A 23,726-nucleotide genomic window follows, 5' to 3' on the forward strand; every position below is an offset into this window, starting at 1 on the left:
AATTTCTCCTTTATTTAAATTTTTTTCTTAAATGAATCTCCCTTACCTAATGATATTTTTTTATTTATACTTAATATATAATTTTCTAGTTCTTTTCTTTCTTCTTTTATTGTCTTTTCTACCTTAGCTTTATTAGGATATATTTCATATAATCTTCTGTATTTATGTGATTCTACCTTTTGCATAATCACGTTAGCCCCACAGCTAAATGCTATACCTTTATGATTAGAACTTATAACCCCTAAAGAAGTAGTAGCTGGAAGATGTGTATTTTTTAAAATAATTCTAGCTAAAGCCAATACCTTTAGAGTTAAGAAAGTATCTCCCTTTTTATCATCTTTTAATTTAGTTTGTGGATGAGGAATAAAAGGACCAATTCCAGCCATATCCACCTGCAATTCTTTTAATAACATAATATCCTTTGCTATAGTTTCATAGCTCTGTCCTGGAATACCTATCATAAAGCCACTGCCAACTTGATAATTTAATTCTTTTAAATTTTTTAAGCACTTTATTCTGTTTTGGAAAGAAGAATGTGGATGCAATTTGTTATATAAATCTTCGTCTGCTGTTTCATGTTTTATTAGAAATCTATCAGCACCTGCTTCTTTAAATGCTTTATATTCCTCAAAATCTCTTTCACCTATACTAAGAGTTATGGCTATATCTCCAATCTTCTTAATTTCTTTAATTACATAACAAATCTTTTCCTCTGTATACCATAAATCCTCACCTGATTGCAGCACTACAGTTTTATATCCAGCAATATATGCTTCTTTTGCAGTATTAATAATTTCATCTAAAGACATCCTATATCTTTTTATATTGGAATTGTGACAATTTAAACCACAATAAGCACAAGCACATCTGCAAAAATTAGAAAACTCAATGATAGCTCTTATCTGAACTTTATCTCCACAATATCTTTCAGTTATTTCATTTGCTTTGTTGAATAAATAACTTACTTTATCCTCTGTAAGTTTCAATAAAATTACCATTTCATCCTGTGATAAAATTCCACCTAAAATTGCTTTGTCTATTGTTTCTTTATAATTCATAAATGTACTCCTATATTATTTTTTTGTCATAGCAGATTTAACATTTACTCCTGAGACCTTTCCAAGTTTTCCTGTCATAGCACTTATCTCATCTGAAGTTCCATCTACAATTAATGAAATCACACTTATCTCTTTTTCTTTATAAGGTATTCCCATTCTTCCAACAATTATATTTGCAAATTGATGAAGAATTTCATTTACTTTACTTGCACTTTCAAACTCCTCTACTACAATACCTACTACACCTACTCTTTTCTCCATACTCATAATTTCATTCCTCCTCTGCACGTTGTTATAGTGAATGGTGAAAAGTATAGGAAACTTTTTTTCCATTGACATTACAGAAAAACTTAAATTTAAAATTAAATTTTCAGCATTATTTTAAAAAGTTATTTTTAAAAATTTTTCGTAATGCTAATGAAGAAAAATTATCCATTATTATTTACTATTACCTTTCACTCTTAACTTGGTATAACAAAAAAACCTCCCAGCAAAAAACTGGAAGGTCTATATATTACACTAAAATTAACCACAAAAAATTATAAAAACTATGTAATATAATTATGTTTTTTCCTTCCCTTTTGCTTAGAAACTTCCTTGCAATTAGGTTATACTTTTTAACTAAATCTCTTTTATCAGAAACACCAATAAAAGGGATATATTTTATATTATATTTCTCCGTCAACACTATGTCAACTATTTAAGTATACATTTCTGCAATATAAAAGTAGACATATTATTTTGTATGCCTACTTTTAATTTAATAAATAGTTTAAGAAAACATTACCCTATCACTTAATTCTTCTTTAATCTTTAGATCACCAAAATACTTTAGTAATCTTTCTACAGTCAATTCTTTCTTTTCCTCGCCATTTAAATCTAAAGTAATATTTCCTCTATGCATCATTACTAATCTATTTCCTAAATTTATAGCATAATTTAAATTGTGAGTTATCATTATTGTAGTAATATTATTTTCATTAACTATCTCTTCTGTTATCTTTATTATCTTTTCTGCAGTTTTTGGATCTAATGCAGCAGTGTGTTCATCTAATAGTAATAATTTTGGCTTCTTCATTACGGACATAATAAGTGAAAGCGCCTGTCTTTGTCCCCCTGATAAAAGTCCCACCTTATTATTTAACTTATCCTCTAATCCTAAATCTATTTCCTTTAACATACCTTTAAATATCTCAACATTTTTTTTATCAATACCAGAGGTTAGTCCAAATCCTTTTCCTTTGTTATAAGCCATGGACATATTTTCTAAAATAGTCATATTAGATGCAGTACCCATAGAAGGATTTTGAAAAACCCTGCCTATATGCTCGGCACATTTATACTGAGGAATTTTATTCATCTCTATTCCATCTAATATAATTTTACCACCATCTGCTTTTATACCCTGAGATATTATATTTAATAATGTTGATTTTCCTGCTCCATTACTTCCTATTACGGTAATGAAGTCACCATTATTAACCTTTAAATTAAGACCTTTAAAAACCATTACCTCATTTATTGTATCTTTATTAAACGCTTTCCATAGATTTTCTATTACTAACAATGGCTTCACCTCCTAAAGAAGACTTTTTACTAAACTTAAAATTAAACTTTTTATTATTAATCCAAAGAGCTACCACTACTATAACTGAAGTTATAAGTTTCAAATCTGTAGGCGGTAAGCCAAGCTTTAATGCTAATGCTACAGAAGCTTTATAAACTATAGCACCTATTATAGTTAATGTAGTTCCTCTTAAAATATTACCTTCTTTAAAAATTGAATTTCCCATAATTACTGCTGCTAGAGCCATTACTACTACTCCAGTACCCATTCCCACATCTGAAAATCCCTGGTATTGAGCCATTATTGATCCTGATATAGCTACAAGTCCATTAGATATCATTAAACCTAACACCTTAATCTTGTCCTTATCAACAGCTAAAGAAGTAACTAATTCCTCATTATCACCTACAGCCTTTAATAAAAATCCTAGCTTAGTATTTAAAAATAAATCTAGCAATATTTTAGATATTAATGCAAATATAAAAATAATGGCTAATGGCATAATATTACCTGAAAAAAGTGTGCTCTTACCGAAAAGAGGAATATTTGATTTCCCCATTATCCTTAAATTTATAGAATAAAGCCCTATCATAACTAAAATACCAGATAGTAAATTCGTTATTTTTAACTTTACATGTAATATTCCCGTTATCATTCCACCAATAGCACCTGCTATAAATGAAATTAAGCAAGCAAGTATTGGATTTATTCCTTTCATTAAACATAGGGCAGTTACAGCAGCTCCTAAAGGAAAGGTACCATCCACAGAAAGATCTGGAAAATCTAAAATTTTATAAGTAATATAAACTCCTATAGCAGCTATAGAAAATATAAATCCACCTTCTAATATATTTATCAATATGTCCATTATTTTACCCCTCCTTTTACCTTTTCAGCCTTTTCTAAAACATCCTTTGGAACTTGAATATTTAACTTTTTAATTGCATCTTCATTTATAACTAGTTCCATATCCTTTAATGTAGTAAAAGGTATTTCCTGGGGAATATTTCCATTTATAATCTTAACTGCTATTTCTCCAGTTTGTACTCCTAATTTATAGTAATCTATACCTATAGTAGCTATAGCTCCTGAAACCACATGAGCTTTTTCTCCACCAAATATAGGTATATTTTTGCTATAACAAATATTTGTAAGTAGTGGAATTGAAGAAGCCACTGTGTTATCTGTAATTAGGTATAAAGCATCTATTTTCCCAATTATAGAATTTAAAGATTGGGGTATATCATTGACATTAGTAATTCCAGTGGAGATCACATTTAAATTAAACTCCTTAGAAATAACCTCTGCATCTTTTAATTGAATTTCAGAATTTCTTTCACTGGTATTATACATAATACCTATATTTTTAGCCTTTGGTATTAATGTCTTTAATAATTTAAATTGTTCTTTCATTGGTGTCTTATCTGAAGTTCCTGTTACATTAGTTTGGGGTTTTTCCATAGATTTAGCTAGACCTGATTTAACCGGATCAGTTACTGCAGTAATAACAATTGGTATATTTTTAGTTGCATTAAAAGCACTTTGTGCTGAAGGCGTACCTATAGCAAATATTAAATCTTCCTTATTAGATACAAAATTTTGAGCGATATTCTGAGATGTTTGCATATCTCCTTGGGAATTTTGGTAATCTATCTTTATATTTTTCCCATCCTCATATCCTTTTTCTTTTAATGCATCTACAAAACCTTTTCTTGCAGCATCTAACGCTGGATGCTCTACAATTTGACTAATACCAATCTTTACTACCTTTTTGTCTTTTAGAGAACTTGTTGTTCCTTGAGATTTTGAACAACCTCCAAATAATGAAATGCTTAATACTAGTGAAAGTAATACTCCCACTTTTTTCTTTCCTACCATACTACCATCCTCCTAAAATATTTAATTGTAAAATAAAAACTCTCCATAGGGAGAGTTGCAATACCAAATAAACTTTAATTAAACAAAATTAAAGCTAACTTCCATATTCCCTACCTAACTACCATACTACTATATTTAAACTACCATACTACTATTTTCAAATCCTACTTTACTACCAACTAACCTTAATGTTATTGAAGAATATTTTATAACATCTTTCATATTTTGTCAATACACTTTTTAAAAATTTTAATATAAATCTGGTATAGAACGATGTCCTAGTCCTATTACGATATCATTTAAATGTAAAAGTCCAATACTCATAAATATACATACACTTAAATGCTCTCCACACCTAGCTATACCTATTTTTCCACCTACATTTAAACCATTTGCCTTAGTAGACACCTGCATTATAGCCTCCCTTGTTGCACCTGCTACTGCTCCGTCATGCACATGATAATCTTTTATAAGCCCACATCTTTTTGATGCCACCAATGCTCTTTCTACAATCTTAGTTATAGAATTATTTAAATTTCCACCTACATCAACTGCTACAGTTATTATACCTTTCTTTTTAAAGTTTTCTTCCAATCCCTTTTCGTCTTCCCTTGAAGATATGGCCATTTGAACAGAAGCCTTTGCAACATCTATGCTATCAATTTTCATATTAGGTCCTCCTTAGTGTTAGACACATTATTTTTTATCTTCTTTTATTTTATCATAAAATAACATACATTAATAATTACTTCTATAATTTTTAAATTTTTTTCTAAAGAAAATATACATTAAAATTCCGTCAACACCCCATTGTAGATTAGTTATCCACCAGATATAAGTAACTGGTTTTTTTAAGCAATATATAAAATAAAATGTTAATGGCAATCTTATAAACCAACCACTAATTAAAGATATTATAAATGGCACTTTTGCATCTCCCATTCCCTTTAAGCTACCACAAAATACATTGGAAATAGCTATAAATGGCTGTTCTATAGAACCAATAAGTAGACATGCAGCTGTAAGATTTATGACCTGTGTTTCCCCTCCTTTTATAAACATTTCCGCTAATAAATTAGGCATTGTTATAAATAGTATAAAAAAAAACGAAATCATCCCAAGGGAAAGAAGGCTACATTGATATGCATATTTTCTTGCTCCCTTTAAATCTCTCTCTCCTACCTTTATTCCAACTAAAGTAGTAGCCGCAATACCTATGCCGACACTTGGCATAACCGATAATCCTTCTATATTATTTGCTATTTGGTTTGCTGCAACAGAAGCAGCTCCTAATCCCATTATCATTGAAGTACAAATCAACCTGCTTATACTATATGACGCTTCCTCAAAAAAACAAGGAATTGCTATAAAAAGTATTCTTTTAACTTTTTTATAACTGCTTTTTATTTTAAATTTAACTCTTATATCAAATATATCAAAATTTTTTATAACATATAAAAATAAATATATTGCTCCAATAAATTGAGAAATTAATGTAGCTATAGCTGCACCTTTTATTCCTAAATTCTTGAAAACCACCCCAAATACTAAAATAAAATCAAAAAATACTTTACTAACTGAAATAATTATAGACACTTTAAAAGGAGTTATTGTATTTCCAATTCCTCTTAATATAGAATTTAAAATATTTACAAATAAGCTAGGCAATAAAGATATGGCTATTATCTTAATATAAATGTCGCCATATTCAAGGACTCTTCCATAAGCTTTAAAAAAATGTAATATTTCATTACTGAATATGTATAAAACAGATCCTATTATAGTTGAAAATATTATTCCAATTTTCATTCCTATAAAGGCGTATTCTTTTGCGCTTATTAAATCCCTTCTTCCAGTACTTCTAGCTATTAATGAGGTTACGGAAATTCCCAACGCAGAAGAAATTACTATATTATAAAAAGTATCTATAATTTCATTACTTAAAGCTACAGCACTTACCATACTACTTCCGCCAAAATTTCCTATTATCATGATATCAAATATATTCATAAAATTATAAGCTATCATTTCAGCAATTACTGGCAATGATATATCTATAACCTCTTTTAATACATTATTTTGTTTCATTTTAAAAATTCACCTCATGATGCAATTAATACCATTATTAAAATATATTAAAGGTTTCACTTTTTTAATCTAAAATTTTAGAATTTACCAAAACATTTAACCTTTAAAATATTATTTTTAGGTAACAATATATGAAGATAAGGTAATTTTCTTAATTGTAAGTTTAGGAGGTGCCTATTTACTTATGAAAAAACGGCATAAACATATAACCTATATATTGTTAATTATTTTTATTTCTCTATATTGTAGCTTTTATATAAAATCAACTAGTACCATTTCTAATTTCCCTTTGTTTTCTCCAAATAAAGAAGAATTCAAGGAAGAAATTGAAAAAATATATGGCGACCGATGTAAAGTGCTTTTAAATGGTGATTTAAATTCCTTACCTCAATACTTTGACACTTCACAAAAATATGGTAAGTGGGCATTAGAGCATGAAGTACAAAGAGTAAAATATCTAAAACAATGGGCTTACCAAAGAGGAATTGTTTTTACTAATATAAATTCCTCTGTAATATTAAATAAAGCTTATAATACTAAAAAAAATGGAGTTAGACTACTTTTAAAGGAAATTTATAAGTTTGATTATATGTACAAAGAAGATAAAACTCCCATAATAAATTCTTTTGGAGTAGGCATAAGACATACTGTTGATTTAGTAAAAAAGGATGACAATTGGGTTATATACACAGATTGGTACACTGACTGTTTTGAAGATGGCTTAAAAGCTTATACTAGAGATATAAAACAAATAGATCTTTCTAAATCAGAAATATATGATTTACCAAATTGTCCCAGAGACCTAAATAATATTAGTGCTGGCAGATATAATAGAATCAGTGCTGTGGAATATGCAGATAAATATTGCGGAGCTTCCTTAGAAGAAGGATCAGATTATAAATATAATAAAAAATATAAGGATTTTAATGGAATTGGTGGCGATTGTACTAATTATGCCTCTCAAGTATTAGGTGATAAAGAAGCTGGAGGACTCCGACAAGATGGAAATTGGTATTGCACATATCATAGATATGGCGGTGGAGAAGGAAGTAGTGCTTGGGTTAATGCAGATGCTTTTAGAAATTACTTAATATATAGCGGAAAAGGCTCTTTAGTGAAAAAAGGAACTTTCAAGCAACTTGCTCTTCCTACAGAAAGTTGTCCCTTAGGCATAGTTCAAAAATTAGAGTTTGGTGATTTAATTTGTTATGCTAAAGGGCACGATATAGATCACTTTGCTGTAATAACAGGTTTTGATTCCCATGGATATCCATTGATAAATTCTCATACCACAGATAGATATCATGTTCCTTGGGATTTAGGTTGGGGTGACAAAAATATAAACTTTCATTTAGTCCATATAAGATAAAATATATAATAAATTAGAAAGTAGATGAATTCAATTGAAGAACAATGTTATTAGTAAAAGAAGATTAAACTTTTATATAATACTTTTTTTAATAGTAATATTTTCTGTAATTTATAAATTTACCATTAATAAGGATGTTTATAGTAAAAATTATAATTCTGATATAAAAAGTGTAGTTGACATTGATGATGATAAAAAAATAGTTTATTTAACTTTTGATGACGGCCCAACTCATGTAGTAACAAATCAATTATTGGATATTTTAAAAAAGTTTAATGTAAAAGCTACCTTCTTCGTAGTGGGAAAAGAAATAGAAGGAACAGAAGATATTCTATTAAGAATATATAAAGAAGGTCATGGTATTGGTCTTCACACTTATTCTCACAACTATAAAAAATTATATTCTAGTGAAGAAATATTTATAGATGAAATGCTTAAAACTAGAGAAAAAGTAAAAGATATTACAGGGTATTCATCTAACATAATAAGATTTCCTGGTGGTAGTGCAAAACACCTTAATTCAGCCTTTTTAGAAAAACTTCATAAAAATAATTTAAAAGTATTTGACTGGAATGTCAACTTATGCGATGGAGTAAATCCTAATTTATCTACATATAGATTGTTAGATAATGCCAAAAAGTATAGGAAAAGTTATTCAAGACTTATAGTTCTTATGCACTGTAATTTTAATAATAAAAATACAGTAAAAGCCCTTCCGAAAATAATAGAATATTACAAGGATTTAGGCTATGAATTTAAACCTCTAACTAATGAATGTGAAGAATATTATTATAAATTTAAAAAATAGGAAGAGTTTATTTCTGCCTATTTTTATATTTAACATCAATATTTTTTTCTCACATATATTAATATATAATAAAATTTTAAAAGGTGATTTTATGTTTTCCTATAATTTTTTTAATACAAACTATTCTATAGCAAATTCTAATGTAATAAACACACCTAATATAAATGTCTATTTAAATCATAAAAAATTAGTTTATTTAACTTTTGATGACGGTCCAGCCTATATAGTAACAGATGAAATTTTAAATATTTTAAAAAATTATAATGTAAAAGCCACATTCTTTGTAGTTGGAAAAGAAATTCAAAATAAAGAGAATATCTTATTAAGAATATATAAAGAAGGTCATAGTATTGGCCTTCATAGCTATTCACATGATTATAAAAAATTATACTCTGCTGAAGAAATTTTTATAAATGAAATGATTACAACCAGAGAAAAAGTAAAAAGTGTTACAGGATATACTTCTACTATCATAAGATTCCCTGGGGGAAGTATGCGACATCTAGACTCAGATTTTTTAGAAAAGCTGCATAATAACAGTTTCAAAGTTTATGATTGGAATATTAGCTTGTCTGATGGTACTTATCCTAACCTCTCTCCAGATGAATTATTATCTATTGCCAAAAGCTGCACTAGAGCTTCTCCAATTCTTATAGTTCTTATGCACTGTAATTTTTGCAACGAAAATACCGCAAAAGTATTGCCTAGCATAATAAAATATTATAAAAATTTAGGATATGAATTTAAAACAATAAATAATGATACTGAAGAATACTATTTTACATTTTCTAAATAGGTAGAATAAACTCTACCTATTTTAATCTTAGTTATAAAATTATAATACTTTTTAGGAAAGATTTAAATTGTCTCTTTAATCAATCACAGTTGAATTTTTGTTGTCATAATATATATTATACAAACTATTATTTTAATAAAAAAGACTCAATATTTAATTATAACATTATTTACTTTTAAAAATTTAATTATTAAGGAAAGTGAATATAAATTGAATATGGAAAAAACCATGAAATATAATAACTGTGATTCTTTTGTAATAAAAACAACTGAGTCCAAATGTGATATTAAACCTATAAATTCAAATATAGCTTTTAATCCAATTTCCGTATCAATTTTACCTCCAAATGTAAATTGGTTCGATATGGAAGATTTTACTTCAAAGAAGTATGGGCCTTTTGAATTTAATTTTATAAATGCAAATAACAACATCATAGCTGGAGTATCCTTCTATATCTCTTATAACTCTCATGGAATCTTTAACTCTACTGGTCACTATTTAGCTGATGCAACTGTTTCTCCAATGGCGATATTTTGTAATCCCGGATATTATATTACTTGTAATGTTACTGCTAGTGATCCAATAAATTATGGTACTAAAACAAATCCAATAGCTGGTGTAAATTTAAAAATACAAATGGAAGTTATAAGTTATAATAAACTAATATTAGAAGAAAATTACCATTCCTTAACAAATTTAATTTCTTCAGATAATTTAAACGCAGTAGAGAAATATTTAATTGTTAACATCCGTGGGGATGGGGTGGCCTCCGTAATTTCTGGTTATAGTTATTAGACCTCCATTCAACAAAGGAAACTAAATATTTAGTTGCCTTTGTTGAATTTTATTCCACCTTAAACATTATGTTTCTCGGTAATTGTGAAACCTAACGATGTGAGTATGCAATGCAGTATATTTGATCATCGTGCCTTGGCAAACAATAAATTCCTTCTATTTTAGATAACTTAAATATTGAAAAAATGGTCTAAACATTGCTGTTTAAACCATCCCTATCAACTATCAATTGGGTTGTCGTTACACTATCTTAGTTGTCCAATAGAGACTACATAGGATGTGTCAGCTTTATCCTTTTACCCAATGAATTTTTTATAATTATTTAGGGATAACAGGAACCCATAACTCATGTCTTGGCTTATGTTTTGGACCATAATAACATTCAATACATGGTAAATTAGCAAGTTCATAACCTGAAGTAGGAATCCATTCTGAATATAAACGTTTCCATGCATCTACAACATTAGGGAAAACTGCCCATGTGCTTTGTGGAATTATAAGAGTTTCCATATCATTAGGAACCTCACCTTCGTATCTTATTCCCATAAAGTAGTCAAATTCTTCATCTGTAATTGCTGCCTCTTTTCCGCATATTCCTAGAATGCCTTCAAGCTTACATTTTGGATTTTCCCATGACATATCAATCAACTTTTGCATAAATCCATCTTTTTTCGCACAGTTCCAAAGTGTTGGAATTGTTTTAAATGCTCTGCTTGTCTTTACTCTTTTACTTTTACCTATTACTCTTAATTCAAAATCAAGGTTCTCAATCCTATACTCCATTTCTACATCCCCTTTAATAGATATTTGAAAAGAGATTCGTGGAAAGGCTTTTAATTGCACTCCTTTATTACGAGCTTCAGATGGCTTTATTTCATGTATTTTACGAAAAGCTCGTGCGAATGAGTCAGGAGATTCATATCCATATTTAATGGCAACATCTATAATACGAATATCAGTTTTTTGAATTTCAAAAGCAGCAAGTGTTATCCGTCTACGCCTAATATATTCTGAAAGGGAAATGCCACTAATAGAGGAAAACATTCTTGAAAAATGATACTCTGAACAGTACGCTTCTGCTGCAATTTTGGTATAATCTATCTCGTCATCTAGATGACTTTCAATGTAATCCAATGCACGATTCATTCTCTCCAACCAGTCCATGCCTTCACCTCTTTCTATATTTAATATACATGAAATAGAAATTGCAAAACCGACATTTCATGCACAAAGATGCAGGTATCTTAACTATTCTCTTTTTTATATCTTGATAAATATAATAATATTATATTATGGCTGTATTCCAAATTCAATTTGCCAAATAAAATTACCTTGTTGGATTTGATAATTTAATAATAACATCAGTATTAAGTTAAACCCATAACGTAAAATGATGATATATCCTGATTTAGCTTTTTTCCAAGTTTTTGGCATTTGTAACCGCTAATTTTGTACATTCATCATCTAAATTTTTCACAATTTCAAATGGAATGGAAAGGTTGAGATGTTTATTCTTACCCTATAAATGTCAAATATCTTCACAATGTTAATATCTGTTTTCAGTGATGCAGCAAAATCCTCTTTCAAGCTTTCAGTAGGCTGAATATAGAACTTCAAAACAAAGAGAAAAATCACCTATCACGCAATGATTAGTGATTTTTCTCTTATTTAACAAATATTCTTTAAAAATTCACTGTATAGTATAGAATTGTTAGCAAATTTTTGTAGTCAAACAAAGAGTACATAGGATGTGTTATTTTTGATTTAAAATCCTGCTTTAAAAAGCAGGATGGCTATAGTTGACCGGTTACAATGTAGTAGGTTTCCGGACTTATCAACTCATTATCTTTTAAAATTTCTGCCACATTACTTCCGAAATCTGCCGGACTATTAAGATTGTTTGCTAGAGTTACAATCCTACTTATTATTTCATTGTAATTTATAGCTTTCTCAAAATCATCATACATAATATGTAAACACCTCCTATTTTTATGATGATTATAGCGCCGATTAGCCACAAAGTCCATACCTTATATAAAATAAAACCTACCTAAAAAGGTAGGTTAAACTATTTAAAGCGGGATAAAATTATCATCATCAGTATCATCTGCAACATTAACTGCTTGCTTCCTGAATCTCGCTAACAACATCTCCCTTGCTTTTATTTTTTGTTCTACTCTTGCAATTATTAGTAAAATATTGTAAGGTAATTCTCCGTATCTTCTAACAAACTCTTTAAACAATTCTTCCTTACCATTTTCCTGCAAACTTGCTACTTCTGCATCTATATCTATTACAAAATTCCCGGCTTCTTTTTCTGCAAGTTTAATTAATGTTGAAAACCAATCTGCTGTTCTTTCTGCGTTTGCATCGAAGGTGATTGCTTCTGCCACTGATGGCTCTGCTAATTGTGTTCCGTTGTGAGTAGTATCATCACTCTCATTTTTCCATTCTTCTGCTTGTGCAGTCCAAAAATCTTTTCCATCATTATTATTCTTTTTATCTGTTTTATTTACTATCTTTACTTTATTACTATATTTACTATTATTGTAATCATCGAATGATAGAGCATTATTAATCATTCCTGAAATTATCTTACTTTCTGCTGTTTTTGTCTTTACTATTATATCTCCAAAATCTTTCCAACTCTTATACTGCACAAAAGACACTTTTTTAAATCCTTTTTTTATTAATCTATTATAAGCATGTATGTTTCCTTTTTTGCCTGCCTCATCCCCGTCATAAGCCATTACGATTTCTACATCAAGTCCAAATACTTTTTTTAGTATCTCTACCTGTGCAGAAGATAAATCTTTTCCCAAACTGCTAACTACAGCTATATCACTAAATTTTTGTGCATATACTTTGATAGCATCTTTTGGACCTTCTGTTATTACGACTTTCTTTATACCTTCCATGCCTACATATTTATAAGCAAGGTATAGATGTTGACTTTTGTTAAATCCTGACGTTGATAGTACCTTTTGAGATAATTTTTTAAATTTTTCTTCCTTGCGTTTTTTTGCACAGTCATCCTTATTATATTTGAAACTATTCCAATAAACTTTTTTGTAATGTTCGTCATTTTTTACAAAGCATTCCCTGTCAGCATCATTGTCAAAAATACTTCTTCCCTGAATCCCAACTATATTCCCTTTCAAATCTTTTATAACATAACATATTCTATATCTAAAATCATTAATTTCTTTTGCTCCTGTTTTATTATTCCATGTATTCACAGTATCATCTCTGTACAATACATCACACTCTATTAAAACATCTTTAGTAAATCCTTTTTTATACATATAATTGTATTTTTCTACGCAGTTGCCAACAATACTTGGTAGATATTTATTAGCATAAGAACTACACTTTTTTACTGCATAATCTCCATTCTTTATTTTATTAATATCCGCATCATTACAATTTTTTAATGTATCCCATACCTCATCTATTATAGTTTCAATACTTCCATCATCACCAAATATTTGCCATATATCTCCTGTACCTATATTACACTTACCACCAACACAATTAACTAGGACAGATCCATTTTTATTTAAAAAGACTGCAAAATCTTCGTGTCCGCAAGAAGGACAATTAATTTTTATCATATCTTCGCCAAAAGCTAAATTATCTATCATTTTAAATTTATCTAATATCAGTAATAATCTATCTATTGTCCAACTTTTATCTAGTATTTGTTTCTTCCAACTTATTATATCTTTATCATACTCATCAATTTCTTCACTATTGGTATTATCCCAAGCATCTATGACTTCTTTTCTTAATCTCCACTTTAGGTCAGTTGCTTTAGATAGAGCAGTGTTAATAACATTATCTACTTTATCTTCCTGGATGTTTTTAGGAAGGTTTTTAAAATCCAATTTTTCTGCTATCTGCTTCCATAAATCGTAATTTAGTTTTACATATTTATATGCCCAACTATTGCCACCTTTTGTATAGTAGTTATAGTTTTTTAGGTTTTCAAAATTAAAATCACTTTGAAGTAGCTCTGCTACTGCACTATTGACAACGTAATTAAAATCTAATTTATCTCCGTTAAAAATAGTATTATATTTGTTTATTATCATATTATAAGTTTCGATTTGATCTTTAAATAATCTCATACATACCACGCTCCCTTTTATCTTATATTTTAATCTGACTGGTCAGGTCAGATATGTACTGCATTACTGCTATGAGATGTGGTTTATGTATAAGAGGCTTAATTCAAAGCCCCGTTATTCTTCGTCTATCTTCTTCTTTAATTCTTTTAAAGATATTTCTTTTCCTCGATCGTCTACCATATATACATCTATTGTACTTTTTGTTTGTATTACACTATTATCTATTATACAAAAAGTTTTTATTTTAATCGTAAGCTCAATTTCAATATCAGATATATAGTAATAATTAGTTATAATATCTGTATTTAGGAAACTTATACCACCGCCGAGTGATGTGTTATCGTTATATAAATCAGTTTCTCCATCATCACTATCTGCGTTACATATAAACTCATATATTTTTATTAATTTTATAACTCTATTTATTTCATATGCGAGTGCATCACTATAGCAATCATCATCGCATTTATGCTCATAATCATTGGCATATTCTTCGTAACAATATAATTTAGTTATACTTGTAAATTCTCTATCTTTTGTATTGTCTATTATATCATTGTATAATTCCGTAAATTGTTCTAGTGTTAATTCTTTTAACATACATACCACTCCCTTTACTTTTTTATCATGCTTTATAAAAAAGCCTTATGTATTGGCGGTAGGAGTAACCGCCTCTCCTTATCTTGTATACATATTAGGATAAGATTTTCTGCAAAATCAAGTATTTCTGCAAAATTTTTTGAAATATTTTTCTTGAGATTATAATAGCACTATCGTACAGACAAAGTCTAATTTTACTCTATATATCCACCTTGTTTTAGATATGTGTAAATAACCATTCTTAAAAATTTACTTGGTTTTACATTTTCTTTTTGCACAAGCTCTGTTATACGCTCATATTCCTTATCATTTAAAGTTATAACTATCTTTCTTGCTCCTTCAGTTACAAATAGGTAATCATCCTCTAATTTATCTGGTAATTTATTAAACACAGTATTTAACACAATCTTCGTGGCAGGTATTTTTTTCTCTTCTGCTATTTTGAATAGAATTTCGTGGCAAGTAGGGGATATAAGTGTCCATACTTTATTCTCTTTTTTCATATCGCATCACCTCTCTGTTTCTTTCTTTATATACATAGTAAAAAAAGATGAAATATAAAGTCAAGTTTTTCTTGCAATATTTTTTGAATAAAAATTGACTTAAAATTACTCGAATGGTATAATATAGATATAAAATATAATAAAAACTATTGATAACGGAGCAAAATGTGCTGTTAAACCTATGAGTAAGACAACCAGTAAAAATAGATAATTCTATGGATAAGAAAAGGAGATGGTTCATATGATAAAACCTATGGATAAGACAACAAACAGAGGTAGAGTAGTAGATACTAAATTGGTACAATGCAGAGATGGCTTCACATATAACATAAATAGAGTAAGATCAGGAGTTATAGATACAGTAAATTTATCTTACACAACAAAGAGCGGAGTAAGGACAGTAAGTAAAAAAATACCATCCTTACTTGGATGGATTGGACAGGCAGTATTGGAATTTGCTATCCCGTTAATGTAGTGAGGTCTTTCGACCTCTTTTTATTTTTTAAGAAGGTCAACGTGATGTTGACGAAGATAAAAAGATAGATTAAAAAAATATTTAGATTTAAGAATAGATAAAAATAATACAGACTATAAAATAACCAAAAACACGATTTATTGACTAAAATACGTTATTAAAGACGATTGCATCAAAATAGATCTATATTAATTCGTTTTTCTCCGAATAGATAATATATCTATTATTATCTTCTAAAGACTGTAGGCTTTTAAAAACCAAAAACGTTTTTAGAAGATGTTTTTAAGATTAGTTCGTATTAATAGAAACTAATGGGAATTAATAATAACTAATTCATATTAATAGAAACTAATATAAATTATTTTTCTCCTTTTGCAACACTTACTATTCGTTTATATAATCTATCCTTATATTCTCGATTCATCTCTGGCAATTTTTCTATTATCATCTTTTTTAATGCAGTTGTTGGTGGCTTGACCTTCACAAGTGGCTCTTTATCTGTATTTTTATTTATATACATCTTCAAACACCTCCATATTTTTATTTTATCATAAAAATAAAAGAAGATAGCTTGTACCATCTTCTTTTTACCACGGCTCATGATGCGTATATAATGCTGGTGGAATACCAGTTAAATTAACATCAAATTTTAGGCTAGATTCTACTAATGTAGCTGCACTATGTATTCGCATTGAAACAGTCCAGCCATTATCACAGGTTGCAATTATAGTATTCTTCGATCTTGGCTTATAGCTGATGTCAAAAAACTTTGTTGGCAACACTAATTTAGGAATTACAGTTTGTGGTTTTATTTTGCCAGCACTTCTATTAAGAGTGCCATACATATTAAAAACGGAAATTTGAGTAACTTTTTTACTCTCTTTGCTAATAACTTTATAGAAGTCATTAACACCTAATAGATAGCTTAAAAATCTTTGCGGAACAATCTCTGGATATTCTGCTTCTAATCTCTTTAATTCTTTCACAAAAGCATTTAAAATCGGCACATATACATTATCATCTTTACTAGGAATTGCTTTCCACTCAATTTTATTTTTCTTTAATTCTGTTAGTCTATCAAAAATCGGTTCGATCTCTTTAAAGTATGTATCTGAACACGGTATTCCCAGCCACTTATCACCAAAATCTAATGTTTTTGAAAGTCTGGAATGCTTAACTGCAGCGTGATTATGTTTACAACTTATTCCTATCTCCCAATCCTTGTCTTTACGGATAGCAAGTACATCCCTTACGTCACCTTCCATCCCTTTTTTGTCAGCTTGTAATGTAAGGTATAACTTATTGCCTGTAGAATTTTGAAGTAGTGGTTCTAATCGAACAATAACTCTTACTGCTGCCTGTGCAGCCTTATCCATTTTGGATTGTAAATCTAAAGATAGATTGCAATAATCTGATTTAGCATTAGACACAGCTCCATTATCAGATATTTCTACTTCATTATTTTCACTTTTTAAATATCCTTCAAAGGCTTTAAGACAAGCATACTCAAAGCCTTTTCCGGTCTTTGTTTGAATAGCCATTTACAACACTTCCAATACACTTCTTTTTTCACCATATATACACTTATCTAATTCTCCATGTACAGCAGAAGCTACAACCTCTGCCAATTTTACAGGCACAGCATTCCCAATTTGCTTATACTTGGATGTTAGGTTGCCTGCAAAATACATCCCCTGTGGGAATGTCTGTATAGCAGCACACTCCTGCCAACTTAATCTCCTAGTTACTCCGTTATCCCCGAATTTCCACAAGTCTGTATCTAATTTTATCATATCTGGGCTTTCAGGATGTATGGGAACTTGCTTTGCCATTGCAGGAATTGTATAACTTACCTCATGCCAATTTCTCTTTCTATTACGACTCATAAAACGACTTGAATATGAGGCATTACAAATATCATGTGTGCCTGGTTTGGGCAAATCACGCAACGCTTCCTGGAGTGTCATTTTATAGTTAAAAGGCTTTGGAAATTCAAATCTTTTAACTTTTAAATCTTTTCTGAAGCCAACCATAAGCACTCTCCAACGGTCTTGAGGAACTCCATAATCTGCGGCATTGACCAAGTTTGGATATACGTCATAACCACGCTCCGAAAAATCCTCGATGATTGCCTCTATTATTGCTCCGTCTCCTAAAGTCAAAATTCCCTTAACATTTTCCGCAATAAAGGCATAAGGTTGATTAATACCAAGCAACTTAACAAAATACCTATATAAAGTATTTCGCTTATCATCAATCTTACGTGGACCGGCCAGCGAAAATCCTTGGCATGGAAAACCTCCCACAATTATGTCAGATTTTGGAACAGTATCAAAACCTATCTTACCTATATCTCCGCATACAACATCTGACCCAGACCAAGCCTTGTGTGTTTCACAAGCATCCACATCTATGTCATTAGCCCAAATAGTCTTGAAGCCTTGATTATGCAGTCCCATATCTAATCCGCCAGCTCCCGAAAAAAGTGAAACTACACTGTAAATATGTTTAAAATTAGGATTTATATATTTAATATCGCCCATAAATATCAATATCCTCCTTTGTATCTAATATAATAAATATATTGCTACGAATAATTTTATATGTAAATATATATATCTATATTTATCTATTAGTTTAACATAATACGTAAAAATTTAGAACAATTTTGTGCAAAAAGTAAATCCGCCTATAATAAGGCGGTGTATTATTAATCTTTTATTTATAAAAAATAGAATATTGGTAGACTATTCTCAACGGAAGAGAGTTTGGCTACAATATAGTTGCCTATAAGCCTTTGCAGCCCTTATCCGTCTCTTTAATGTATCTTCATCATAATCTTGCATTATCCTAACTATCTCCCCAACCTGATTATCTAATTTTAAAGCTATCTGTAATAAATGCTTTGTATTAAGTTCTTTTATACTTAAATCTGCTATTATTTTATTTATATCTTCGATTTCAGCTTCTAACAATTCCGCCGCTTCTTGCGTTGTTATTTTTTTATGATATTTTCTCTCTTTTTTATAAATATAAGTCCAGGTCGCCTTTTTTTCATAATTATCTTCTCGTATCTGTATATCTTCCTTGTTTTCGTCTTCTAATTCTGTCCCTTCAATGAGTCCAGCCATTTGTAACATCCTATTTTGCAAGTAACTTCCAAACTCGATTTTACCTGCACTATAATGCATTTGTGCATCTTTTGTAATAGGCAGACAATAAGCTACCTTAAAATAAAAATCCTCAAGCTCTTCATAACAACTCTGTCTTATATCAGATATTTTAGCAAGTATGCTGTTATTAGAGCGCCACGGATAATACTTTTTGAACTCCTCTGCCATGGCTGTACAACTATAACACTCTACAGTATATTTAAATACTAACCTCTTGAATTGCTCATTTTCCTCTTCTGTCCACTTATCTCCCTTTTTACTATAAAATACTTTGTTTGGCTTATTTAAATAATCAACATATGGCTGTATTTTAGTCTTAATTTCTTCCGGTGTCCAATCAGGTTTAGAAGATTGTTGTTTTTGTTGTTTATTAAAATTAATTACTTTTGCCATCAAAAATCTCTTTCTTCCTCTTATATAATCTTATAATACATAAATTATTTTAGCAAAATTCGCCAACAAATTTCAAGGAACTCTATAGAAATAAGGAGCGGTTATTTATCCGCTCCAAAAATATACTTTACTTCATCTACTATTTTTCTTATAAAACCTTTTTTATCTGCTGTATTATCCATAGACATCGGCCCCTTTCTGTTGATTGGTTATCTAAAGTTGTTCTATAGTTAAAAAAGAAGAGGCTCGAAAGCCTATCGAAACTATTTGTAACGGATAAGTATTGGTTGTTGTCAGTTATGTATATTAGCACCGTTAACGGTGCTCTGTATTTATATTTGTCCACATTTACCGAAAGTCTACTTTTACCACATTTCGTACATTTGGTACAAATATAATTATTACAAGATTACTTATTGTAATTATTACAAGATTGCCTTATAATACTTTTAATAATATGCTTTAGAAATTGGTATTAAGCTTAACCGACTTCTGGAGTGCTTTAAATAGGTGTTTAAGTATCAGAATGAAATGATCTGGCGATAGCGGTCTGCCCGGATCGTTTTACTTTTTTGCAATAAAAAACACCGCAGTAGCGGTGGATATTACATTTTTGTGGTATAATATTCATGTGACCTGTAGTGCGTATAGGTTATTAGAGGTTATTAGAAGATGATGAGTGAGCGCCAAACTTAACTCATCATTTTTCTTTTTTATTAATCTATTCTTTTGTTTATCTATTTTACAGATCCTATCTATTTTCTCCTGCACAGCTCTTTTCTCCTTTTGCGTCGGCTGCGGAAGAGGCTGTTTCATTTTCATATCGCATCACTCCCTTTTGTTTTGATATGTATCTCACCATAAAGTTTTCAAGGTGGCGAGGAAGAAGAGGTTCTTTAAATAAAAATTCATAAAAAATATGTTTTATCCATAGTTTACATATAATAATCAAATATCTTAATCATATGTGATTATAAGTGCTATTACATAATACTTAACTCCAAATTCCAATCTGCCTTACCATTTGTTATATTAGGATTAATGCCATATTTATTAGCTAGTTCCTTCCAGTTCTGTCGCTGGAGATCATTTAGAGAGGAGATAGGGGATATATTATACCCTTGTATGCAGACCGCCTTATGGCGGTTGATTAAAAATAAGGTTCTATTTTTACTCTCCAAATTTCTTTAAACTCTTTTAATAATTTTTCTTCTCGCCGCCTAACAGTCCTTACATTTACATTATTTATTCTTGCAATTCTTTCTTGTGTCAATTTTTCTACTTCATATTTTCCATACTTCGCATCTGCTATTATGTGATTTAAAAATATAGTTGTATCTAATTTATCTTTATCTATTAAAAAACTATCTATTGTATTATTTATCAATTTAGTAAGTTCTTTTTTATCCAAAGTAAGCTCGGCGGAACTTTCAACATTATTACTATTTATTGTTTCTGCCAATACTTTATTATCCATACATATCACCTTCTTTTCGTATATTTTGTAGCCTATTTTTTTTGTCGATATATTTAGTGTTTTATAAATATCTCTTGTAGCAACGTTTCTCACCATCTTTGCTAGTATTTTTTTTATGCTATTAAGGTCTTTGTTGTAAATATCTATCTTATTAAAGTATTCTACAGGCATTGAGTCTTGCTCCCTTATGCGTTTGGCTACTTTATATAATCCAAATATAATGCAGTTCTCAACATCGTTCATTTCATCCAGAGACCAATACATATACTTTTGCTTTCCTCTTTCTTTTTCATTCAGTACATAAATTGGATAATTAACTATGTGTTTTAAATCTGCTAATAAAAATGCAACTAATCTTTTTACTGCATAACTGCTTGTGTTTATTTTTATCAAATCACTTTCTATCTGTTCCCAGTTTTCATATTCCGTTGTTATTCCGGTAGCCATTCTCTCCAAAATACTATCTATTTTGTCTGTATCTAAATTTCTATCCATTCTGCATCACTCCTTTGTTATAAACACGCTGTCTGGTCAGGACAGCTTTATGTACACATGCTTTGGAGTGATTTTTTGTATGTAAAAAGAGAGGTATAATAACCTCTCTCTTGACGACTTCTCTCTACCTATATTTTATAAAATTTATGCTATAAAAGTCCAATTTTACTCACTCCAATTAGTAAATCTATTATTACATACATTATTTAGTAGTAATTCATTTCCCTTTTCTTGTCTTACTTTCCCTTTTTTGGTAAATAGTTTATTAAATATCGCATAAGATATTTTGCCTCCGATTTTTTCTCTGTCGTCAAGATATATGGATTTTTTATTATTAAACATACAACCAACTCCTTCATTCTTCTTGGATTAACTCCATTTCCTTCTATGTATACATAATAAGAAATGATTTTTTGCAAAATCAAGTTTTTCTGCAAAGAAAATATGATATTTTAAGAAAAAGTTTTCGATATATTCATGTCGAATATTGTTATATGATTTTTAAAAATATTTGTGTTATTTCGTTAAATTTAATGTCCGGTTTTAGGGAAAGTAGGTACTATAATAAGTAGATAGAGAAAATAAGAGATTGGTAATACTAGATTGTGTAAGAGATAAAAAAAGAAATAATATTACTACTCTTAACTGTAATAAAAAAAGAGTCTTATTATTACTATTTCAAACGGAAGAGTATTTAGTTGTTTTACTTGTCAGCCTAGGGCATGGCTTAACAACACAATCTGCTCCGTTACTAATAGTTACTAAAACTCTTTTATTTTTTATTTAGTTATAAGTAGTTTTTTAAAAACTCTTTTTACTCTTATCTAATATAGTAAGCATTTCTTTTTTTATACGTATTGCGTCATCTATCTTTTTATTGTTTTTTTTAAGCTCTTTTTCAATGGCATCGAATTTACAATCAGTATTGTCAAGGTTCTTACTATGTGTTTGTAGCTCCGTGTAAATTTTATCCAAAAAATTATATAACTTATCATTATCCATTTATATCCCTCCCGCTTAATGATATTATACCAAATCAAATTGTATCAAAAACGACCGTTTATGAGACTAATTCTGCCTTATACATAATATGAGTAAAAGTAGCAAAAACAAGTCTTAAAACTCGTATCAAAATCAACAGCTCGATATTGGCGCCGTGTAACGTTTTTGATACTATATACATAGGAGGCGATGTTAAATGATATTTGGCTATGCAAGAGTAAGTACAGAAGACCAGAATTTAAATAGACAATTAGACCAGTTAAAAGAAGCTAGAGCGGAGAAAATATATAAAGAGAAAATGACAGGGACTAAAAAGGATAGACCGGAATTATCAAAGCTTTTAGACTATGCAAGAGAAGGAGATACGATAATAATAACAGACTTAACCAGGATAAGTAGAAGCACAAAGGACTTAATATCTTTAGTAGAGGAACTTGGAAATAGAGGAATAAATATAAAAAGTCTAAAAGAAAGTTGGCTAGATACTACAACAGCACAAGGAAAGCTGATGTTTACGATTATGGCAGGATTGAGCCAATTTGAAAGAGATTTAATATCAGAAAGAACTAAAGAAGGGCTAAAGAGTGCAAGAGCTAGGGGAAGAAGCGGAGGAAGACCAAGAAAATCTGATAAGGACATCCAAAAAGCTTTAAAACTATATAACAGCAAGGATTACACAATTAAAGAAATAACTGAAATGACAAACATAAGTAAGGCAACTCTATATCGTTACATAACAGATTTAAACGAGGCAAATTAGCCTCTTTTTTTATGCTTAAAATTTTGTTGGGAGTAAAATTAGACTTTTAAAAATTAAAAACCTATAATTAAATCATCCCCAAAATTTAATTCGAAAGGAGGTTTTACTATCACATCAAAAGGGGGATGATAGAATGTTTAATATAACTATAAAAGAGATTGATGGATTATTAGAGATTTATAACTACGGTATATATGTAATAAAAGGCAAGAAAGATGAAATAATAGATATTTTAAAGCAAGAATTTAAAGAAGAAACAAATGAATATTCAAAGAACTTAATACAAAAAATCCTTAATACTTTAGATAATCAAGCTATCGCCGCTTGATTATTTTTATAGGTATTGTATTATATTGTTA

27 protein-coding genes are annotated in these 23,726 nt (G+C 29.4%); 7 read left to right on the plus strand and 20 right to left on the minus strand.

The features are described from left to right. Positions 1-14 precede the first annotated feature (14 nt). From hydE to T514_RS0103540, 7 genes are all read right to left on the minus strand, one after another. A complete protein-coding gene (hydE, locus tag T514_RS0103510; RefSeq protein WP_027623521.1) occupies positions 15-1,058 on the minus strand; it encodes a [FeFe] hydrogenase H-cluster radical SAM maturase HydE in 1,044 nt (347 codons plus the stop codon). A 15-nt stretch (positions 1,059-1,073) separates the two neighbouring features. Continuing rightward, positions 1,074-1,319, minus strand: a complete 246-nt coding sequence (locus T514_RS0103515) for a TM1266 family iron-only hydrogenase system putative regulator (RefSeq protein WP_027623522.1) — start codon at positions 1,317-1,319, stop codon at positions 1,074-1,076. A 511-nt stretch (positions 1,320-1,830) separates the two neighbouring features. Then, a complete protein-coding gene (locus T514_RS0103520; RefSeq protein ID WP_027623523.1) occupies positions 1,831-2,625 on the minus strand; it encodes an ABC transporter ATP-binding protein in 795 nt (264 codons plus the stop codon). Next, positions 2,591-3,493, minus strand: coding sequence for an ABC transporter permease (locus tag T514_RS0103525; protein WP_027623524.1), 903 nt, complete (start codon positions 3,491-3,493; stop codon positions 2,591-2,593). Before T514_RS0103525 ends, T514_RS0103520 begins: the two co-directional genes overlap by 35 nt. After that, entirely contained in the window at positions 3,493-4,503 is a 1,011-nt protein-coding gene (locus T514_RS0103530; protein ID WP_027623525.1) for an ABC transporter substrate-binding protein, read from the minus strand. The genes T514_RS0103525 and T514_RS0103530 overlap by 1 nt, the downstream gene beginning before the upstream one ends. A gap of 249 nt (positions 4,504-4,752) precedes the next feature. Further along, positions 4,753-5,172, minus strand: coding sequence for a HutP family protein (locus tag T514_RS0103535; RefSeq protein WP_027623526.1), 420 nt, complete (start codon positions 5,170-5,172; stop codon positions 4,753-4,755). 69 nt (positions 5,173-5,241) lie between these two features. After that, positions 5,242-6,591 carry an MATE family efflux transporter gene (locus T514_RS0103540; RefSeq protein ID WP_027623527.1) on the minus strand — a complete coding sequence of 450 codons (1,350 nt, stop codon included), beginning with the start codon at positions 6,589-6,591 and terminating at the stop codon, positions 5,242-5,244. A gap of 184 nt (positions 6,592-6,775) precedes the next feature. Between T514_RS0103540 and T514_RS0103545 the strand changes: the two genes are divergently transcribed. The 4 genes from T514_RS0103545 to T514_RS0103560 all read left to right on the plus strand — a co-directional run bounded on the left by T514_RS0103545 (position 6,776) and on the right by T514_RS0103560 (position 10,359). Next, the gene (locus T514_RS0103545) at positions 6,776-7,960 is read left to right on the plus strand and encodes an amidase domain-containing protein (RefSeq protein WP_027623528.1); all 1,185 of its coding nucleotides are present in this window, start codon (positions 6,776-6,778) and stop codon (positions 7,958-7,960) included. A gap of 34 nt (positions 7,961-7,994) precedes the next feature. After that, positions 7,995-8,768, plus strand: coding sequence for a polysaccharide deacetylase family protein (locus T514_RS0103550; protein WP_034867923.1), 774 nt, complete (start codon positions 7,995-7,997; stop codon positions 8,766-8,768). A gap of 91 nt (positions 8,769-8,859) precedes the next feature. Next, entirely contained in the window at positions 8,860-9,564 is a 705-nt protein-coding gene (locus T514_RS0103555) for a polysaccharide deacetylase family protein (protein WP_084284282.1), read from the plus strand. A gap of 216 nt (positions 9,565-9,780) precedes the next feature. Further along, positions 9,781-10,359 carry a hypothetical protein gene (locus T514_RS0103560; RefSeq protein WP_156939782.1) on the plus strand — a complete coding sequence of 193 codons (579 nt, stop codon included), beginning with the start codon at positions 9,781-9,783 and terminating at the stop codon, positions 10,357-10,359. Positions 10,360-10,677: 318 nt separating this feature from the next. Here the strand turns inward: T514_RS0103560 and T514_RS0103565 are convergent, their stop codons facing one another. The 5 genes from T514_RS0103565 to T514_RS0103585 all read right to left on the minus strand — a co-directional run bounded on the left by T514_RS0103565 (position 10,678) and on the right by T514_RS0103585 (position 15,592). Then, positions 10,678-11,523, minus strand: a complete 846-nt coding sequence (locus T514_RS0103565) for an AraC family transcriptional regulator (RefSeq protein ID WP_027623532.1) — start codon at positions 11,521-11,523, stop codon at positions 10,678-10,680. 629 nt (positions 11,524-12,152) lie between these two features. Beyond that, positions 12,153-12,326, minus strand: coding sequence for a hypothetical protein (locus T514_RS26450; RefSeq protein WP_156939783.1), 174 nt, complete (start codon positions 12,324-12,326; stop codon positions 12,153-12,155). Between the two features lie 105 nt (positions 12,327-12,431). Next, entirely contained in the window at positions 12,432-14,489 is a 2,058-nt protein-coding gene (locus T514_RS0103575) for a toprim domain-containing protein (protein WP_027623533.1), read from the minus strand. Positions 14,490-14,603: 114 nt separating this feature from the next. Then, positions 14,604-15,089 (minus strand): hypothetical protein, encoded by a 486-nt coding sequence (locus T514_RS0103580; RefSeq protein WP_027623534.1) that lies wholly within the window; start codon positions 15,087-15,089, stop codon positions 14,604-14,606. A 194-nt stretch (positions 15,090-15,283) separates the two neighbouring features. Further along, on the minus strand, positions 15,284-15,592 hold the full coding sequence (locus T514_RS0103585; protein ID WP_027623535.1) for a hypothetical protein: 309 nt from the start codon (positions 15,590-15,592) through the stop codon (positions 15,284-15,286). 241 nt (positions 15,593-15,833) lie between these two features. Here T514_RS0103585 and T514_RS0103590 point away from each other — a divergent pair, with 241 nt between their 5' ends. Continuing rightward, entirely contained in the window at positions 15,834-16,067 is a 234-nt protein-coding gene (locus tag T514_RS0103590) for a hypothetical protein (protein WP_027623536.1), read from the plus strand. 358 nt (positions 16,068-16,425) lie between these two features. Here T514_RS0103590 and T514_RS26455 read toward each other — a convergent pair whose 3' ends face one another. From T514_RS26455 to T514_RS0103635, 8 genes are all read right to left on the minus strand, one after another. Then, on the minus strand, positions 16,426-16,587 hold the full coding sequence (locus T514_RS26455; protein WP_156939784.1) for a hypothetical protein: 162 nt from the start codon (positions 16,585-16,587) through the stop codon (positions 16,426-16,428). Positions 16,588-16,654: 67 nt separating this feature from the next. Continuing rightward, the gene (locus tag T514_RS0103600) at positions 16,655-17,608 is read right to left on the minus strand and encodes a HaeIII family restriction endonuclease (protein ID WP_027623537.1); all 954 of its coding nucleotides are present in this window, start codon (positions 17,606-17,608) and stop codon (positions 16,655-16,657) included. Beyond that, on the minus strand, positions 17,609-18,610 hold the full coding sequence (locus tag T514_RS0103605) for a DNA cytosine methyltransferase (protein WP_051541727.1): 1,002 nt from the start codon (positions 18,608-18,610) through the stop codon (positions 17,609-17,611). It abuts the gene before it with no gap. 210 nt (positions 18,611-18,820) lie between these two features. Further along, entirely contained in the window at positions 18,821-19,633 is an 813-nt protein-coding gene (locus tag T514_RS0103610; RefSeq protein ID WP_027623539.1) for a hypothetical protein, read from the minus strand. Between the two features lie 627 nt (positions 19,634-20,260). Beyond that, positions 20,261-20,455: a hypothetical protein gene (locus tag T514_RS0103620; RefSeq protein ID WP_027623540.1), complete on the minus strand. Its 195-nt coding sequence runs from the start codon at positions 20,453-20,455 to the stop codon at positions 20,261-20,263. Between the two features lie 328 nt (positions 20,456-20,783). Then, complete coding sequence (locus T514_RS0103625; protein ID WP_027623541.1) at positions 20,784-21,605, minus strand: hypothetical protein; 822 nt, start codon at positions 21,603-21,605, stop codon at positions 20,784-20,786. Between the two features lie 165 nt (positions 21,606-21,770). Then, complete coding sequence (locus T514_RS26460) at positions 21,771-21,947, minus strand: hypothetical protein (RefSeq protein ID WP_156939785.1); 177 nt, start codon at positions 21,945-21,947, stop codon at positions 21,771-21,773. Between the two features lie 459 nt (positions 21,948-22,406). Then, positions 22,407-22,607, minus strand: coding sequence for a hypothetical protein (locus T514_RS0103635; RefSeq protein WP_027623542.1), 201 nt, complete (start codon positions 22,605-22,607; stop codon positions 22,407-22,409). 196 nt (positions 22,608-22,803) lie between these two features. Here T514_RS0103635 and T514_RS0103640 point away from each other — a divergent pair, with 196 nt between their 5' ends. Both T514_RS0103640 and T514_RS0103645 read left to right on the plus strand, forming a co-directional pair. Continuing rightward, a complete protein-coding gene (locus T514_RS0103640; protein ID WP_027623543.1) occupies positions 22,804-23,367 on the plus strand; it encodes a recombinase family protein in 564 nt (187 codons plus the stop codon). Between the two features lie 133 nt (positions 23,368-23,500). Further along, positions 23,501-23,695 (plus strand): hypothetical protein, encoded by a 195-nt coding sequence (locus tag T514_RS0103645; protein ID WP_027623544.1) that lies wholly within the window; start codon positions 23,501-23,503, stop codon positions 23,693-23,695. Positions 23,696-23,726 lie beyond the last annotated feature (31 nt).

It is taken from the genome of Clostridium lundense DSM 17049, from assembly GCF_000619945.1.
GTDB lineage: Bacteria > Bacillota > Clostridia > Clostridiales > Clostridiaceae > Clostridium_AO > Clostridium_AO lundense.

What these genes read in the sequence shown, in the direction of transcription:
- hydE (WP_027623521.1), bottom strand. Translation starts at nt 1,058, where the DNA reads ATGAATTATAAAGAAACAATAGACAAAGCAATTTTAGGTGGAATTTTA.
- T514_RS0103515 (WP_027623522.1), bottom strand. Translation starts at nt 1,319, where the DNA reads ATGGAGAAAAGAGTAGGTGTAGTAGGTATTGTAGTAGAGGAGTTTGAA.
- T514_RS0103525 (WP_027623524.1), bottom strand. Translation starts at nt 3,493, where the DNA reads ATGGACATATTGATAAATATATTAGAAGGTGGATTTATATTTTCTATA.
- T514_RS0103530 (WP_027623525.1), bottom strand. Translation starts at nt 4,503, where the DNA reads ATGGTAGGAAAGAAAAAAGTGGGAGTATTACTTTCACTAGTATTAAGC.
- T514_RS0103535 (WP_027623526.1), bottom strand. Translation starts at nt 5,172, where the DNA reads ATGAAAATTGATAGCATAGATGTTGCAAAGGCTTCTGTTCAAATGGCC.
- T514_RS0103540 (WP_027623527.1), bottom strand. Translation starts at nt 6,591, where the DNA reads ATGAAACAAAATAATGTATTAAAAGAGGTTATAGATATATCATTGCCA.
- T514_RS0103545 (WP_027623528.1), top strand. Translation starts at nt 6,776, where the DNA reads ATGAAAAAACGGCATAAACATATAACCTATATATTGTTAATTATTTTT.
- T514_RS0103555 (WP_084284282.1), top strand. Translation starts at nt 8,860, where the DNA reads ATGTTTTCCTATAATTTTTTTAATACAAACTATTCTATAGCAAATTCT.
- T514_RS0103560 (WP_156939782.1), top strand. Translation starts at nt 9,781, where the DNA reads ATGGAAAAAACCATGAAATATAATAACTGTGATTCTTTTGTAATAAAA.
- T514_RS0103565 (WP_027623532.1), bottom strand. Translation starts at nt 11,523, where the DNA reads ATGGACTGGTTGGAGAGAATGAATCGTGCATTGGATTACATTGAAAGT.
- T514_RS26450 (WP_156939783.1), bottom strand. Translation starts at nt 12,326, where the DNA reads ATGTATGATGATTTTGAGAAAGCTATAAATTACAATGAAATAATAAGT.
- T514_RS0103575 (WP_027623533.1), bottom strand. Translation starts at nt 14,489, where the DNA reads ATGAGATTATTTAAAGATCAAATCGAAACTTATAATATGATAATAAAC.
- T514_RS0103580 (WP_027623534.1), bottom strand. Translation starts at nt 15,089, where the DNA reads ATGTTAAAAGAATTAACACTAGAACAATTTACGGAATTATACAATGAT.
- T514_RS0103585 (WP_027623535.1), bottom strand. Translation starts at nt 15,592, where the DNA reads ATGAAAAAAGAGAATAAAGTATGGACACTTATATCCCCTACTTGCCAC.
- T514_RS0103590 (WP_027623536.1), top strand. Translation starts at nt 15,834, where the DNA reads ATGATAAAACCTATGGATAAGACAACAAACAGAGGTAGAGTAGTAGAT.
- T514_RS26455 (WP_156939784.1), bottom strand. Translation starts at nt 16,587, where the DNA reads ATGTATATAAATAAAAATACAGATAAAGAGCCACTTGTGAAGGTCAAG.
- T514_RS0103600 (WP_027623537.1), bottom strand. Translation starts at nt 17,608, where the DNA reads ATGGCTATTCAAACAAAGACCGGAAAAGGCTTTGAGTATGCTTGTCTT.
- T514_RS0103605 (WP_051541727.1), bottom strand. Translation starts at nt 18,610, where the DNA reads ATGGGCGATATTAAATATATAAATCCTAATTTTAAACATATTTACAGT.
- T514_RS0103610 (WP_027623539.1), bottom strand. Translation starts at nt 19,633, where the DNA reads ATGGCAAAAGTAATTAATTTTAATAAACAACAAAAACAACAATCTTCT.
- T514_RS0103620 (WP_027623540.1), bottom strand. Translation starts at nt 20,455, where the DNA reads ATGAAAATGAAACAGCCTCTTCCGCAGCCGACGCAAAAGGAGAAAAGA.
- T514_RS0103625 (WP_027623541.1), bottom strand. Translation starts at nt 21,605, where the DNA reads ATGGATAGAAATTTAGATACAGACAAAATAGATAGTATTTTGGAGAGA.
- T514_RS26460 (WP_156939785.1), bottom strand. Translation starts at nt 21,947, where the DNA reads ATGTTTAATAATAAAAAATCCATATATCTTGACGACAGAGAAAAAATC.
- T514_RS0103635 (WP_027623542.1), bottom strand. Translation starts at nt 22,607, where the DNA reads ATGGATAATGATAAGTTATATAATTTTTTGGATAAAATTTACACGGAG.
- T514_RS0103640 (WP_027623543.1), top strand. Translation starts at nt 22,804, where the DNA reads ATGATATTTGGCTATGCAAGAGTAAGTACAGAAGACCAGAATTTAAAT.
- T514_RS0103645 (WP_027623544.1), top strand. Translation starts at nt 23,501, where the DNA reads ATGTTTAATATAACTATAAAAGAGATTGATGGATTATTAGAGATTTAT.